Genomic DNA, 15,482 nt, shown 5'->3' on the forward strand with positions numbered 1-15,482 from the left:
GACGTTTTATAGTACTTGACAAAACCCCTAAAACCATATATGCACAACTCAATTTTAAAAATTAACTTAAATGCTGTTACTTGAATTAAAAAAAACTAATCAAACTTTAGAAACTATACATTTTATTGGCATTGGCGGCGTTGGAATGAGCGGAATTGCTGAGATATTACATAATCTTGGTTATAAGGTGCAAGGTTCTGATTTATCAGAAAATTATAATACCAAACGTTTAGAAGCATATGGCATTAAAATATTTGTTGGTCATACACCACAAAATATTACAAATGTCTCATATGTTGTTGTTTCTTCGGCAATTAATCGAAATAATCCGGAAGTAAAAGAAGCTTTGGAGCGTAAAATCCCAATTATCAGACGTGCAGAAATGCTTGCTGAACTTATGAGGTTAAAATGCTCGGTAGCGGTATCTGGTTCACATGGTAAGACTACTACCACTTCTTTAGTTGCTTGCTTATTTGAGGCAGCTGGTTTACACCCTACAGTCATTAATGGTGGTATTATTAATAATAGATCCACAAATGCCTATCTCGGTTCAAGTAATTATTTAATTGCTGAAGCTGATGAGTCAGATGCAACTTTTATAAGTATTCCGTCGACCATTGCAATAATAACTAATATTGATCCAGAACATTTAGATTATTACAAAGATTTTGATACGCTAATTAATGCCTTTAGGAGTTTTATCACAAATTTACCTTTTTATGGTTTTGCTGTTTGTTGTATTGACCATAAAATAGTACGTGAGTTAGTAAATAATATTACCGAGCGGAAAGTTATCACTTATGGTATTGATTCCGATGATGCTCATATTATCGCATTTAATATTAGTACAGATATTACTTCATCTACCTTTGATGTAAAAATTAGTTTGCCAAATGTAAGTGGTGTTACAATTATAGAGAAAATTACTATTCCAACCCCAGGAAGGCATAATATTTTAAATAGTTTAGCCGCAATCAGTGTAGGGGTGGAGTTAGATTTCGGTATTAAGGCTATTAAAAACGGCTTTAATAGCTTTAAAGGAGTAAAAAGAAGATTTACTAAAGTAGCTGAATATAATCAAGCTTCGGTTATTGACGACTATGCTCATCACCCTGAAGAAATTAAGGCAACATTATCTACTGCCAAAAATATAGCTAATAAACAACATGGTAAGGTTATTGCTATTTTCCAGCCACATAGATATTCGAGAATGCAGCATTTATTCGAGGATTTTATGCGTTGCTTTAATGATGCGGATTTACTTTATATTACAGATGTATATGCGGTAGGTGAAAGCCCTATAGAGGGTATTAGCGGGCAAAGTTTAATTGATAACATTATTAAGCTCAAATATCATAATCAAGCGAATTTCTTAGCAAAATTAGATGACACTGTAGAAGTTATAATGAATAAAGCATCCCCTGGTGATATGATTATTATGATGGGAGCAGGTAATATTTCAAACTTTGCTAATGAATTACCACAAAAATTTGGTAATTTGTCATGAATCTCCCTATAGTAAAAGGTGAATATAGGAAAGATTATAACTTAAAACATTTAACATGGTTTAAAGTAGGCGGTAATGCTGAAATATTTTTTAAGCCTATAGATAACGAAGATTTAGCAAGCTTCTTAGTACAAAATAAACAAAAATTACCCATAACTACTTTTGGTGCTGGTTCGAATATTATTATACGAGATGGCGGTATAGAGGGAGTCGTTATAAAGCTTGGTCAAAATTTTAGCAATATCGATTTTACGGATGATGGTCATTTAATAGTCGGCAGCAGTTGCCTTAATTTTAGTTTAGCTAAATTTTGTCAGGTAAATGCTATTAGCGGCTTTGAGTTTTTAGTCGGCATTCCTGGCACTATTGGCGGCGGCGTTGCGATGAATGCCGGAGCTTATGGTTGTGAGTTTAAAGATATTTTAGTTAGGATTGAAGCAATCGACTTTGCAGGAAACTTTCTAACATTTACAAATGAAGAAATAGGCTTTAAATATCGTGGTAATAATTTACCAAAGGATTTAATTATTCTTAAAGCTGTTTTTGAAATTACCAAAGGCAATAGTGAAGAAATATTAGCACGGATGAATGAAATAAATGCTGCAAGATCATCTACTCAGCCTATTAAGGAGCGTACTGGCGGCAGTACTTTTGCAAATCCGGAAGGATTTAAATCGTGGCAACTTATTGACAAAGCAGGACTTAGAGGCTATAGAATAGGCGATGCTTCTATCTCAGAACTTCACTGTAACTTTATGATAAATAATGGAAATGCTACCGCTAAGGACTTAGAAGATCTGGGTAATTTCGTCCAGCAGAAAGTATTTGAAGATAGTGGGATTAAATTAAATTGGGAGATAAAGAGAGTTGGGAAATTCTAACTTCGTCATTGCGAGCCACTGAAAGTGGCGTGGCAATCTTATAAGAATGTTCCGAGATTGCTTCGTCGCTATGCTCCTCGCAATGACGTTTACCTAGTAACAAAAAATGAAAATATGCATAAATATCAAACACATTGGGTTGAAAGCTCAGAAATCAAAATATTAAGCGATAGAGGCAAGAAGCATATAGCGTTAGTAGCGGGTGGTATGTCTGCTGAACGTGAAGTGTCGCTAATATCAGCTGAAGGGGTAGGCAAAGCTTTAATAGAAGCAGGCTATAAAGTTACTTTTATAGATATGGGAGCTGATATTGCTGTTAAGCTGCATGAAATAAAGCCTGATATTGTTTTTAATTGTCTGCATGGCACATATGGTGAAGATGGTTGCCTGCCTGGACTTCTTAATATTATGCGAATTCCTTATACTCATAGCGGGGTTTTAGCATCAAGCCTTGCTTTTGATAAAGTACATTCTAGAAGCTGGTTTTTGACTAACAATATTAATATGGCAGAAAGTATTGTCATAAGTAAAGGTGATAATGTTAAAACTGATCCTATAAAACGCCCATACGTGATTAAGCCGCTTACACAAGGCTCAAGTATTGGTGTTGAGGTAATATTTGAGGAAGATGATTTTAACTTTGCTAACTATGATTTTCCTTATGGTGATGAGGTAATAATAGAGAAATATATAAAAGGGCGTGAATTACAAGTAGCAATATTAAATGGCAAAGCCTTGGGAGCTTTAGAAATTAAGCTATTAAAAAATCGTTTCTATGATTATGAAACTAAATATACTGAAGGATTTGCCGAGCATCTATGTCCTGCTCCTTTGCCTACCGATATATATGATAAGCTACTTAAAGAGTCAGAAAAAATTTTTAAAACAATGAACTGCAAAGGGGTAGCTAGAGCTGAATTTATTTTAGAAGAAAGAACAAATAAGTTATATGCTTTAGAAATAAATACGCATCCTGGTATGACTCCTTTATCTATAGTTCCTGAAATAGCTGCTTATCATGGTATAGATTTTGTTAATTTAATTGAAGAAATTTTAAAGACGACAAGCTTTGAATCATGAGAAAAAAAACAAGCTCAAATAAAAAAAATACCGCTAAAAAAAACAATAACATTTCATTGCGTCGGAAGTTAGGATTAATCTATAAGAAAACAATATTAATACTTAAAATCGTTTTAATTATCTTTATATGTTTGTTTGCTTTCACAAAATATTTTGCTTCGTTAAAAAGCTATTTAAAAACAAATATATATCAAACAACTACAGAATTTGGCTTTAAACTTGAGAATGTAATAATTGAGGGACAACAAAATGTTGATGAACCTACAATATTAAAAGTTTTAAATGCTAAAAAAGGTAGTTCTATTTTTGCTCTTAATTTAGATGAAATTAGGAATAATTTAAAGAATAATAGATGGATTAAGGAAGTATATGTTTCAAGAAGATTACCAAACACGATATATATAAAACTGTTTGAAAGAGAACCTATTGCCATTTGGCAGATCAATAACCAACTCTTCTTAATTGATGAAGAGGGTTATGAAATCAGTAAGAACATAGAGCCTTTTCCTCATTTATTACATGTTGTAGGAGAGGGGGCAAATATATATGCTAGCAAGCTAGTAAATGAGCTACAAAAATATCCGGCATTAATAAATAAAACTTCATCTGCTATTAGATGTGGGGATAGAAGGTGGGATTTAAATCTTAAGGGTGGAATAAATATTAAATTACCGGCAAAGAATTTTGAAGAAGCCTTAAAATATATAGATGCACTCAATAAAGCAAATAAACTATTTAATCAAAACTATAAACAGTTAGATTTGAGGGACAAGAATAAATATTATATAGAGAAGTATTAATTAGATTCGTCATTGCGAGGAGATGCATAGCAGAGGGCGAAAGCAAGCTCAGGACATTTAACTAGATTGCTTCGTCGCTATGCTCCTCGCAATGACGTTTTTGGAATTACAACAAACATAAAAAATGAAAGAGAAAATATCGAATTTTGTAGCACTTGATTTTGGCAGTAGTAAAATTGCTGCCATTGCTGCCTATATTAGTAAAAAAGGTGAGATTAAGGTAGCAAGTCAAAATTTACATCATTCTAAAGGCATAAAATCAGGGGTTATAACAGACTTAAAAAATGCTGAAAGTAGTATTATTTCAGCAATTTATGCGTTAGAAAAAGATTGTAATAAAAATATCAAGAAAGTTATATTATCGCTATCAGGAGCTGCTACTAAATCTTATTATATAAATTATACTATTAAAATTAGTACAGCAACTATAACCGAGCAAGATATAAAAAAGCTTTTACAAAAAGCATTACAGGAGTTTAAATTTAAGGATCAAGAAATTATTCATTACTTTCCTCTTGAGTTTATTCTTGATAATAATAGGGTTGAAAACCCTGTAGGTATGTATGGAAAAGAACTTGGTTGTGAATTACATGTTATTGCAGCTGAGTCAAATATGCTATCAAATATCGTGCAGTGTTTTGCCAAATGCCATATTGAAGTTACCAATATTACTCTAGCGATTTATGCTTCTGCAATCAGCTGTCTTACAAATGATGAAAAAAACCTCGGTTCACTAATTATAGATATAGGTGATAAAACCACTTCTTTTGGTATTTTCTTTGCCGGTAAATTGATATATACAGGACACGTAAATATAGGTAGTTTTCATATTAGCTCTGATATTGCAAAAGTTTTCGGTACTGATCTTGCTACGGCTGAAAAATTAAAAATTTTATATGGTAACGCAATTTTATCCTCTTTTGATAAAGACAGTATTATTAATATGGAGGATTTTAATGTTGATGCTCACCATAGCCCTGCAGGAGCAGTAACGGTTTATAAACTTGCTGAAGTAATAAAAGCAAGAGCAGAAGAGATATTATTAATGGTAAAATCTGAATATGATAAGGCAATAAAAGGACAAATATCAGTGTACCGCACTGTTATTACTGGAGGCGGATCGCAGCTTAGAGGTTTAAAGGAGCTTTCAAGTAAAGTTTTTGAGAAGCAAACTAGAATAGGTAAGCCAGAGCTTATTGATGGCTTTACTGAAGATTATAATCCAGCTGCTTATTCGGCAGTTATAGGTATGCTAAAAATTCATGCTCTAAAACAGCAAAAAGAATTTTCCCATATGAAACTTGATGAAAATAGCAGCTGGATTAACAAAGTTTTCGATTGGCTAAGAGAGAATATTTAATATTTCTTTGCTTACTAACACTATCAATAATAACTGTCCGGTACTATTGGTCAAGCCACGGCATCGAGAAAAATAATAAAAAATGCTATGCATTTTACTGGATTGTTTCGTCAATTACTTTGTATTTCCTCGCAATGACGATCCTCGATCTATGCGGCAATCCTTAAGTATTGTTTTTTATTAGATTACTATTTAGGTCTGTGTTTAGAGCAGATTAATATATTACCTTTAACCTTGGTAATATATACTTTATCTCCTGATTTAGCTTTCTCGTTTGGTACAAGGTAAGCATTCATAATGACACCAGACCATTTTACTTGCCCAAGGTTTTCTTCTGAAATTACATCGCTATAAACTTCAGCTTCTTTACCTATCATATCGGAATAGTTTTCATTAGAAGTAGTTTTGCTATATACATATTTTTTGAGAGGATAATATAATATACAAAACCATATAAGGGATAATAAACCAAAAAGCGTTATTTGATTTGTTAAGTTAATTAGAGGATAATGATAAATTATAAGAGCGTTTGACAATGCTCCAAATCCAAAAAATAAGAACCCAATATTTGGAATTGCAAAAAATTCTGCAATTATACAAATTACCCCGATTATTAACCATAATTCAGTCACTGAGATATACTCCAAAATAAAATGAAAATTGAGCATTTTATTACAAACAAAAAATAAATTTATTTGTATATAAGATGGGAACCGCTTTCCATCTTATATACTCATTATTCTAATTATTCTTTCAAAAAGAGTATGAAATACTATTTTTGAAAGAAAAGAAATTACTTATCATGAACATAAGTTTTTAAAAATAATATAACATCTGCGATGTCTTGCGGTTTTGATATACCGGCAAAAGACATTTTAGTACCAGGAGCATAGCTACTTGGTTTATGTAAGAAAGCAAATAAACTATCATCATCCCAACTACCTCCAAGAGCTGATAGAGCAGGGGAATATTTATAATCCGTTATGCTTGCTTTAGGACGACCTGCTACATCCCATAAATGAGGTCCTATCTTATTTGGACCATCTTTATCAAGAGAGTGGCACATTAAACATTTTTTAGCTATTTCACGACCATTATCAGCATTTGCTGTTTTCATCAATTCCGGTATGTTGATTGGGGCTTGTGCTTGCGTGGTAGGTGCTTCTGAAACTTCTTGCACTGCAATACTATAACCTCGATGTTTTGGTTCTAAAACCGGTTTATATAATATATTTGCAATAAACCCAACCATCATGGCAATTAAACTTGCAAACAATATAGCTGCAACAATTTTATTTATTTCTTTTCCGTTCATATAAAATGTTATAATATGATAATGAAATCTTTTAATTTTTTATAATTTAAACTATAGAGTCGATTAATTCAATGAATAAAGAAAAAAATATTAAAAAAAATTTTTCTTTTGATGATTTGGAAATAGAAAAACTAAAAAGTAATTTTGATAAAACTTATCAACAAGAATCTGAAAAGAAAATTTTAGAAAAGCCTTTGGAAAAAAAATCTAAAATAGCTCAGTTTTTTGGAAATGTATGGGGTAAATTTTTAGGGAAGACATTTAAAATAATTGAGTTCTTTAAAAATAAATGGGATAAATTTACTCAAAGCAAAGTCGGTAAAATATTACTTAGTAATTCCTTAAATTATGCTATTTCGTTAACAGGTGCAGTAATTGCGGTTTCAGGGCTTTTTACACCTGTGTCGCCTATAGTTATAACAGTAGCTGCTATTACTGCGGTAGGTGTAGGAATTCAGGCTATAAATGAAACTGTTAAAATACGAAATTTGTGTAAACTTCATAAAGAAAATAATTTATTAGTACAAAATAGAAATGCTAAAGCCCAGCAAGATTATATATTATCGTTAGAACCTAGGTTAAAAGATAGTCTAAAAAGTGAATTATTTACACCACCTAAAAAAGAAAAAGATTTTAATAGTGATAAATATAAAATAAGTAGCAAAAATCTTAAAAGTATTGGTATAGTATTTTCAAATAATATAGCTGCTATATCTACTGCTATTATTCAAGGAGCAAGCGGTAATGTACTTGGAATTTTAAAAGCGACAGGTTATGGCATAATGACTTCTGTTTCGTTAATTACTGGTGGACTTAGTGAAAAAGAAAAAAAAGGAATAAAAACAATATTTAAGTTAAACATAAATGAAGAATGTAAAAAGCACGACACGCCAGATTATAAAAATTTAGATCAACTAGAAAAATACACTAAAGAACAAATTCTGCAAACAGCGGTGTTAAAGAAGTTAATCACTGATAAGAATTATTGGAAGATGAAAGATAATGATAAGAGAGAGAAATTTCATGAAATAAGAAATACATTTATTGGTGAAATAAGAAATAATGGGTTTAATGATTTTTGTAATAAAAATAAAGTATCATTAAATATTGAAAAAGAAAGTTATGCCAAAGATATTGGAAGAGTAATGAATCCATTCTATGAGAAGCCTAATAAAGCTCAAGAATATAGTAACTTAGCAAATGTTATGAATAAAAGAAGAAGATCTGCTATATCTCGCTAGCAGTAACAAATTTATGTGAGGTATTATCACTAAATATTCGTTGTAATAACTCGTTATTAAGAGCATGACTAGTTTTATAGCCATTAATCGAGCTTATAATGTTATTACCAGAAGTATATAAATCGCCAAATAGGTCTAATAATTTATGACGCACAAATTCATCTTGATAACGTAATCCATCAGGATTTAAGACTTTATCTTGATCATCTATAGCTATTGTATTCTCGAATGAAACACCTAGAGCAAGTCCCTTACTCTGTAAATAATCACCATCTTTTGTAAAGCCAAAAGTACGAGCATCAGCAATATTATTATTAAAAGATTCTTGCTTTGAAAAGACTAAATTTTGTCTTCCTATAGCTTTACTATTAAAATCAATAGTCAAATCTATTTTCATATGATCAGAAGGTGTACAAGTTAACTCGCAATCTTTATGAGTAGCTGTTACTTCTTTCAAAATTTTTAAATATTTTTTAGGAGCATTTTGTAGCTTTTTCCCAGCACACTCAATCATAAAGACAAAAGGTTTGCTACTGCCATCCATTATAGGAACTTCAGGACCATCTATTTTGATAACAGCATTATCAATTCCGCATCCCCATAATGCAGCCATTATATGTTCAATTGTTGAGACTTGTATTTTGTTGCTATTGCTTATAGTAGTAGAAAGTAAAGTGTCAGAAACGTTAAAATATTTTGCTTCAATATAATTATTTTCTGAAGATATATCTGTTCTTATGAAAATAATACCTGTATTTTCTTTAGCAGGCTCAATAGTTAACTGAGTACGTTTCCCAGAGTGAACACCTATTCCGTAACAGCTTACGGGCTTTGATAATGTAACTTGCTGCATTTATAAATACTAATAATATATACTTAAAATATTAATATTCAATGCTGAATGGTGCAAGTTATATTATATTACAAATTATTACATATTCAAATTATATATCTTAAGGGTACGGCAAGGAATTTGTCAGAAAAGCTAATTATTTCATTGCCGTTATAAAGTATAATGCCATGCATAATTCGCGAGGTTAGTGCTTCGGATAAATCTTTCAGTCCTGCAAAATGTTGACTTTGAATAGTTTCCGTACTTTTACACTCTAAACCACAAAATATATCACCTTTATGTAGAAGAAAATCAACTTCTTTTCCTAAATGTGTGCGATAAAACGTTTGTTCTATTCCCGTAGTTAAAGTTAATAACTTCCTTAATTCTGCCCATAACCATGTTTCAAATATTGCTCCGTAATAAGGACTTTTTGGTAATAGATCAGGAGTTGTTATGCCATGTAAATATGATGCATAACCTGAATCATTCATATAAATCTTGGAAGTTTTAATTAATCTTTTACGGGTATTACTAAACCAAGGTGTTAACTGATTTACCTGAAAAGTTGTTTCTAAAATCTCTAAATATCTTGATATTGTTCTCTGGTCTAATCCTATCTCGTTACCTAAATTCTTTTGATTTAATAAATTATTGCTTTGTAAACCAATCAGACGAAAAAGCTTAGCAAAAGAAACGACATCCAAAAATTTATTTATATTTCGTACATCTCGTTCAATATAAGCTGATTGATAAGAAGAGAACCAACGTTCACGAAATCTTTTTTGCTTTTTTAGTGCGATTTCTGGAAATCCACCATAAAAAATATATTCATTGAGAAATTGAGTATTTATTTCCGGTTTATGTTTTAGCTCTTCAGTCCATTTATCCTTTAATTCATGGATAGTGCTGCCGGAAAAAATATCTGATATAAAAGAAGAGGGATTATTTTGATTTAAAATTTCTCCTAAACTTAACCCCTCAAGATGTATTACATCAATGCGTCCCGCTAGACTTTCAGATATTCCGGGGTAAGAAAAAATATTAGCTGATCCGGTTAAAAGAAAACGCCCTGGTTTCTTATCTTCATCTATTGATTTTTTTATAGCTTTTAAAAGATCGGGAGCTCTTTGAATTTCATCAATAGCAAGAGGATAGCTTGCGTTTTTTATAAATCCGTGAGGGTCTGCGGTTGCTGCTTCTAATTGCGAAATATCATCTAAAGTGATATAGGATTTAAAAATTCCCTCATCACACAACTGCTTTACTAATGTAGACTTACCAACTTGCCTAGCTCCAATGATAAGAACGGCAGAAAAATCTTTTAAAGATTGTTTTACAAATGATGTTATATGTCTATTTATCATATTGTAAATTATAACATACCAATGCTATTATTTGCAACATTTATTTTTTTATAACTCTTAACCAAGCATCCCAGTCACGTTTGCCTAGATCTTCTTCAAATGATAATAAATCTTTTACAGTTTGTTTACATATTTCTTCGGATGGTATTATAAGATCTTGTTTATTAGCTGAATTTAGTAAACATTGTGTTTTGCAAGCTTGTTCCAAATGATAAGCATAAAACATAGCTTCATGTATTGTTCTCCCGCAAGTAATAACGCCATGGTTACGAAGTAACATCACATAATTTTTGAGGTCATCAACTAGCCTATCGCTTTGTTTATCGGCATCTAATATCAAAGAATTATATTCATGATAAGAAATTCTGTTGTAAAAATGTAACGCCCATTGGCTGATCGGCAGTAATCCGCATTTTAAAGCAGAGACTGCAATACTTGCTGGAGTGTGATAATGAAAAATAGCTGAAATATCAGGACGTGTTCGATAAATACTTCCGTGAATAAAGTAGCCAGTCTTATTATATTGATATTCCTCTCCCTCTAAAATTCTGCCATCTAAACTAACTTTTAGGAAATTATGTTCTGTTACTTCTTCAAATCTAAGCCCGAAAGGGTAAATATAATAAAAATCAGCATCTTTAGGTCTTGCAGATAGATGGGTATAGGTATGGTCATCCATCGACAAATATGCCATTATTTTATAAGCAGCTGCTAGGTTATATTTTATATCATTCATGAGTTAGTATTTTTTATTATTTTCTGGATGCCTTAGGTACAAGCAACTAGATGACTACCTTAGGGTGTTTTCCGAGCCATGTCACAAGACTAGACAAGCAACTAGATGACACAGAGGATATTTATAAAAAAGGTATATATATATTTTCTCTTTCTATATCTATAACCGCTCCTTTAGGAGTTTGTAAACATTCTTGTAAATGTTTTTTATTTAAATATGGTGCTAAATTATAATTCAATATATGACATTGTAGATTATCTTTTTTATTACTAAAATTAAATGTAACTTCATTTCTTTGTTCTAGCAATTTTTTAATATTTGTTGTTTGCTCTATGAAATTCTTTTGTTCTAAACTTAAGTGCTTGATTCTTAGAATATTTTTTACTACTGAAAATGAAAAAACAGCTAATAATAATATAAGAACAAATAATTCTTTTCTACTCTGTTTTTCATTTAAGAAAATACTATTTTTTACATATGCAGCAGCAATCATACCTATGCCTAGAACGTAACAACCAAGATATCGAAGTAACGAGGCTCCTCTAATTGCTTCTTCATAGCTAAAAGTAAAGAAATATAGATATAGTCGCCATAAAGCAAAAATTATACCGCAAATAAATGTAGCTATTAGAAAAAATTTATATTCTGCTAACAGTTTCGGTTTATATTTACGAATTCCATACCAAGCAATAAAACAAATAGTATATACAACTAAACTTCCTTCTTTTACTAAAAATTTTAAAAGAAACTTACCATAATTTAGTAATAATAATTTATGCTGTTCATTAAAATTTTCTACAATATATATTAAATTACTAAAACTATGCTCTTTTCTATCTAAGAAATCGTGAGTATTCCTAAAATAATCCATCAAGATAAGATTGTACAATATTGGTAAAGTTAATAAAATTACATAGGTAATATAATCATGTGATGTTTTAGGTTTTTTATCAAAAACTGTATAGTGTAATATAAGAATTATAGAAGCGAAACTTGCTAGCCACGCTCCAATTTCTCTAAATAAAGGAAGTAATATAGCGATAGGTATAATGAGCTTTAAAGCTTTTTTCTTATCTTCTTCAAGGATATAAATAGCAAGAATAGACCCGAACATTAGCCCTATAGTACTATCATTATATATAGAGCGAAGCCCTGTTGTATATAATACTACCGCACAAAGTATAGCAGAAAATAGTAAACCGGTTTGCCAAATTTTCTTATTGGAGGCTAAAGGAGCTAAGAACATTAAATGTAGTAAGAAATGAGCAAATAGCACATTTCCATCGGAATAACCTGAAAGCATTAACATAAAGTAATGATAAACAGCGGCACCTCTTGGATAATGTGCATGCGTAGAAATAATAGAGGTAAGTGAAGTTTGGTTTTCAAAAACTCCTGAATATAATAGTTCTTTAGTAAATATTCCCCAATGAGAAAAATCATCATAAGCGTGCAGTGATGCTTCTCTGGTATAGAGAAAAAAAGCAAGGATCAATAAAGTAAAAAAGAGAGATTCATAAGAAAATTTATGCCAATTTTTCAAATAAAACGAGTATACTAATAATATACCGATGAAGTAAAGTAAATAGGTAGCAGCCATTAACAGATTTAGTATAGCACAGCAATATAGAATCGTGATTAATATGCTAATTGTTATAGGTATCGCATGGTTTAATTTTACTTTGAAATATTTTGAGAAAAAGCATGAAAAGCCAAGAAAACTTAATATTGGTATAATAATCATTTTATTTCTAGCATTAATTGTAATTTAGATGTCATATAATAAAGATCAAAAGTTTAAATGTAAACTTTTCTATTGTTTTTAGCGTGCAATTGACTATATTTAATAGACATTAGTAATTTATTTTAATAAAGAATAATTATTTATATGGCAACAGCAGATACATCCAAGCGTAGCGATAAGTTACGGAAAAGTTTAGAAAAAACTTTATCTTCCTCTAAGGCTAACAAGTTAGTTAATAGTGCAATTAAAGATTTATCCTCTTCAAATGGGTTAAGTTTTAAAACAATCTTACTTGGAGCAAAATTTGCTTTAACTAATCCTGTAAATACTTATAACCTTGTTAAACTTGCAAGATCTTCTGATACGTATCTTGATCTGGAATTTCAAAAATCACTTCTCGAGGAAAAACCAATATGGGAGTTTTTAAAAAAGAATGCCAGTAATTTACCTAAAATAGGGCAAATACTTGCTAAAGCTGGATTTAAAGAATTTCAAGAAGGTAATTTCTTAGATCAGAAAGGTTTGGATATATTAAAAGAAAGTTTTAAAAATGATAATGTGCTTCATCAGCTCAAAGAAGTTGCAATTGAAGTAAAGAAAGAAGAACCTGATTGGAACAAAGTAACTTCTAACACTTTAGATATGCTTACTAAAGATAAAAACTTCGAAAAGTTTTTTAATGAAAAAGGAAAAGATATTGCAAGCTATATAAAAATCGGGGCAACTGAAATATTACCAAGCGATTATGTCAAAAGTTTTGATGATATATTACAAAAACCGGAAAGTAAGCAAAGCTATGCAGAAGTGCAAAAAATCTTTGATAAAAATCCTGCTTTAAAGCAAGAAGTTGCTGAAAATATAGATAGCTTCACTTCTTTAAAGGAATTTAATAAGCTAAGTCCTGAAAAACAGACAGTACTAAATAGCTTTGTAGCAGATGCTAAACAGCAAGCTAAACCTGAATTAAAAGAGTATTTTGAGAGTTATAGAATTGACCCCGAAGTTTTAAGTACTCTACCTAGTTTGCTAAACCAAATCCCCAAAATGAAAGAAGTGTTTGATACTCTTAATGATCCAAATCAAGGAGTAATGATAGCTATTGAAAAAACTTTAGAAATGACTAAAGACAATAAAGAATTAAGAGATTTTTTTGCCAATAATAAAGAATTTTTACCAAATGCAGCTTTAGGCATTATTGAAAATAATCCTGATTTGCAAAAAATGACCAAAGACTATAATTTTGATAAGCAAATGCTTAATATAGTCGGGGAAATGATGTCAAAGCCTGAAATGGCACATGATATTATGTCAGATGTAAATAAAGGCGATTATATGAGCGTGACAAATAGTTTAATCTCAGCTCTTAATGATCCATCATTTAAGTTAAAAGATACGTTAGTGCAACAAAGTAAAGATGGCTTATTTGATAATTTATTCAAAGGTATAGTTGAAGTAGATGCAAAAGGTAGCGGTGATATTAAAAAACAGCTTGAAAATTATGGTCTACAAACCGAAGATGTTGTAAAGCTTAGCAAAGTGATGCCTTTATTGCTTGATAAGCCTGAGTCATTACAAAAAGTTTTTGGTAGTTTTATTAAAGGTGACTATACGGGAATTGCAAAAGAGCTATTTACTTTAACTAAAGATAGTCCTGAAATTCAGCAATATTTAAATGATAATAAAGGAATATTCGCAAAAGTAGGAGTTAAGGTAGGGTTAGACTATGTAACTCAAGCAGTAACAAATATGTTTAGTGGTGTAACACAACCGGTAGAAGATAAAATTACAGACAAAAATATTCTTATTGATCAAGCAGTTGATAAAATATTTTTACAAGCCAAATCAGAAAGTAAGCAAAACTTGCCTAATAAAAAAGAATTTGCCAACGAAGTAAAAACATTATGTAAAGAAAATCCGGAATTTGAGAATTATATTGTAGAAAAATTAAGTTCAAAACCTATTAGTAGTGTAGGCGATGTTTCTACCCCTAAAACAAATCAATACAAACATGCTTCAGATTATACAAATTCTCCTTTGCAAGTTCTAAATTCTTTATATGAAAATTTAGTAAATAAACAAGATATAAAGGCAGGACTATTAGCAAATATGCTAAGTGAACAAGTTTCACAAAAGCTATTTGATAAAGGGGATAATAGGGGAGAAGATTTCCATATGATTAATCAGACCTTAAAACAAGTAATTTCTGAGCATATTAAAGAAAATCCAAACATTGTAGATCATTTTTCAAAACCTAAAAATCAAGAAAAGCTGATAAACAATATTGCAAATACTTTAAACGCTAAATCTAAATATACGTGGGCTGGTCTTGCTACTGGTGGGATTTATCTCCCAAAAGAGATTTTCAATAACGAATTAAAAGATAATTTAAAAGCTGAATTTAAAAATAATTTTCATTCAAATACTTTAGCTGAAGCAAAGAATATGACTTCAAATTTAACTGAACAAATAGTTATAAGCACTAGTCATAAATTAAGTCCTCCCTCCAATACTCCTATTATACATAATAAAAATACGCAAGAAAAACAAAGATAATAATATCTATATAATACTTGACTAATTTACTAGGACATTCTATTGTAATGCCAATATTTATTGGTA

13 protein-coding genes are annotated in these 15,482 nt (G+C 30.6%); 7 read left to right on the top strand and 6 right to left on the bottom strand.

Translation table 11 applies throughout. From position 1 onward, the window contains the following. Positions 1-70: 70 nt before the first annotated feature. From murC to ftsA, 5 genes are all read left to right on the top strand, one after another. On the top strand, positions 71-1,507 hold the full coding sequence (murC, locus tag AAGD54_RS04560; RefSeq protein WP_341795131.1) for a UDP-N-acetylmuramate--L-alanine ligase: 1,437 nt from the start codon (positions 71-73) through the stop codon (positions 1,505-1,507). Continuing rightward, positions 1,504-2,388 carry a UDP-N-acetylmuramate dehydrogenase gene (gene murB, locus AAGD54_RS04565; RefSeq protein ID WP_341795132.1) on the top strand — a complete coding sequence of 295 codons (885 nt, stop codon included), beginning with the start codon at positions 1,504-1,506 and terminating at the stop codon, positions 2,386-2,388. The genes murC and murB overlap by 4 nt, the downstream gene beginning before the upstream one ends. Before the next feature lie 114 nt (positions 2,389-2,502). Beyond that, positions 2,503-3,468, top strand: coding sequence for a D-alanine--D-alanine ligase (locus AAGD54_RS04570; protein WP_341795133.1), 966 nt, complete (start codon positions 2,503-2,505; stop codon positions 3,466-3,468). Continuing rightward, positions 3,465-4,268 carry a cell division protein FtsQ/DivIB gene (locus AAGD54_RS04575; RefSeq protein ID WP_341795134.1) on the top strand — a complete coding sequence of 268 codons (804 nt, stop codon included), beginning with the start codon at positions 3,465-3,467 and terminating at the stop codon, positions 4,266-4,268. The genes AAGD54_RS04570 and AAGD54_RS04575 overlap by 4 nt, the downstream gene beginning before the upstream one ends. Before the next feature lie 124 nt (positions 4,269-4,392). Beyond that, complete coding sequence (gene ftsA, locus AAGD54_RS04580; RefSeq protein ID WP_341789175.1) at positions 4,393-5,628, top strand: cell division protein FtsA; 1,236 nt, start codon at positions 4,393-4,395, stop codon at positions 5,626-5,628. A 188-nt stretch (positions 5,629-5,816) separates the two neighbouring features. Here the strand turns inward: ftsA and AAGD54_RS04585 are convergent, their stop codons facing one another. Both AAGD54_RS04585 and AAGD54_RS04590 read right to left on the bottom strand, forming a co-directional pair. Then, positions 5,817-6,296, bottom strand: a complete 480-nt coding sequence (locus tag AAGD54_RS04585) for an NfeD family protein (protein WP_341789176.1) — start codon at positions 6,294-6,296, stop codon at positions 5,817-5,819. A gap of 125 nt (positions 6,297-6,421) precedes the next feature. Next, positions 6,422-6,943: a cytochrome c family protein gene (locus AAGD54_RS04590; protein WP_341789177.1), complete on the bottom strand. Its 522-nt coding sequence runs from the start codon at positions 6,941-6,943 to the stop codon at positions 6,422-6,424. A gap of 71 nt (positions 6,944-7,014) precedes the next feature. Here AAGD54_RS04590 and AAGD54_RS04595 point away from each other — a divergent pair, with 71 nt between their 5' ends. Continuing rightward, the gene (locus tag AAGD54_RS04595; RefSeq protein ID WP_341795135.1) at positions 7,015-8,184 is read left to right on the top strand and encodes a hypothetical protein; all 1,170 of its coding nucleotides are present in this window, start codon (positions 7,015-7,017) and stop codon (positions 8,182-8,184) included. On the opposite strand, the gene lpxC is transcribed toward AAGD54_RS04595, so the two are convergent. The 4 genes from lpxC to AAGD54_RS04615 form a co-directional block, all read right to left on the bottom strand. Beyond that, positions 8,171-9,037, bottom strand: a complete 867-nt coding sequence (gene lpxC / locus AAGD54_RS04600; RefSeq protein WP_341789179.1) for a UDP-3-O-acyl-N-acetylglucosamine deacetylase — start codon at positions 9,035-9,037, stop codon at positions 8,171-8,173. The two genes, AAGD54_RS04595 and lpxC, sit on opposite strands and share 14 nt — an antisense overlap. Positions 9,038-9,123: 86 nt before the next feature. Then, the gene (locus AAGD54_RS04605; protein WP_341795136.1) at positions 9,124-10,383 is read right to left on the bottom strand and encodes an ATP-binding protein; all 1,260 of its coding nucleotides are present in this window, start codon (positions 10,381-10,383) and stop codon (positions 9,124-9,126) included. 40 nt (positions 10,384-10,423) lie between these two features. Further along, complete coding sequence (locus tag AAGD54_RS04610; RefSeq protein ID WP_341789181.1) at positions 10,424-11,119, bottom strand: class II aldolase/adducin family protein; 696 nt, start codon at positions 11,117-11,119, stop codon at positions 10,424-10,426. A gap of 121 nt (positions 11,120-11,240) precedes the next feature. Further along, entirely contained in the window at positions 11,241-12,863 is a 1,623-nt protein-coding gene (locus AAGD54_RS04615; RefSeq protein ID WP_341795137.1) for a hypothetical protein, read from the bottom strand. A gap of 144 nt (positions 12,864-13,007) precedes the next feature. On the opposite strand from AAGD54_RS04615, the gene AAGD54_RS04620 reads away from it, so the two are divergent. Next, the gene (locus AAGD54_RS04620; RefSeq protein ID WP_341795138.1) at positions 13,008-15,416 is read left to right on the top strand and encodes a hypothetical protein; all 2,409 of its coding nucleotides are present in this window, start codon (positions 13,008-13,010) and stop codon (positions 15,414-15,416) included. Positions 15,417-15,482: the final 66 nt, after the last annotated feature.

The sequence above is a fragment of the Rickettsia endosymbiont of Rhinocyllus conicus genome (assembly GCF_964026465.1).
Lineage (GTDB): Bacteria > Pseudomonadota > Alphaproteobacteria > Rickettsiales > Rickettsiaceae > Rickettsia.

What these genes read in the sequence shown, in the direction of transcription:
- murC (WP_341795131.1), top strand. Translation starts at nt 71, where the DNA reads ATGCTGTTACTTGAATTAAAAAAAACTAATCAAACTTTAGAAACTATA.
- murB (WP_341795132.1), top strand. Translation starts at nt 1,504, where the DNA reads ATGAATCTCCCTATAGTAAAAGGTGAATATAGGAAAGATTATAACTTA.
- AAGD54_RS04570 (WP_341795133.1), top strand. Translation starts at nt 2,503, where the DNA reads ATGCATAAATATCAAACACATTGGGTTGAAAGCTCAGAAATCAAAATA.
- AAGD54_RS04575 (WP_341795134.1), top strand. Translation starts at nt 3,465, where the DNA reads ATGAGAAAAAAAACAAGCTCAAATAAAAAAAATACCGCTAAAAAAAAC.
- ftsA (WP_341789175.1), top strand. Translation starts at nt 4,393, where the DNA reads ATGAAAGAGAAAATATCGAATTTTGTAGCACTTGATTTTGGCAGTAGT.
- AAGD54_RS04585 (WP_341789176.1), bottom strand. Translation starts at nt 6,296, where the DNA reads ATGCTCAATTTTCATTTTATTTTGGAGTATATCTCAGTGACTGAATTA.
- AAGD54_RS04590 (WP_341789177.1), bottom strand. Translation starts at nt 6,943, where the DNA reads ATGAACGGAAAAGAAATAAATAAAATTGTTGCAGCTATATTGTTTGCA.
- AAGD54_RS04595 (WP_341795135.1), top strand. Translation starts at nt 7,015, where the DNA reads ATGAATAAAGAAAAAAATATTAAAAAAAATTTTTCTTTTGATGATTTG.
- lpxC (WP_341789179.1), bottom strand. Translation starts at nt 9,037, where the DNA reads ATGCAGCAAGTTACATTATCAAAGCCCGTAAGCTGTTACGGAATAGGT.
- AAGD54_RS04605 (WP_341795136.1), bottom strand. Translation starts at nt 10,383, where the DNA reads ATGATAAATAGACATATAACATCATTTGTAAAACAATCTTTAAAAGAT.
- AAGD54_RS04610 (WP_341789181.1), bottom strand. Translation starts at nt 11,119, where the DNA reads ATGAATGATATAAAATATAACCTAGCAGCTGCTTATAAAATAATGGCA.
- AAGD54_RS04615 (WP_341795137.1), bottom strand. Translation starts at nt 12,863, where the DNA reads ATGATTATTATACCAATATTAAGTTTTCTTGGCTTTTCATGCTTTTTC.
- AAGD54_RS04620 (WP_341795138.1), top strand. Translation starts at nt 13,008, where the DNA reads ATGGCAACAGCAGATACATCCAAGCGTAGCGATAAGTTACGGAAAAGT.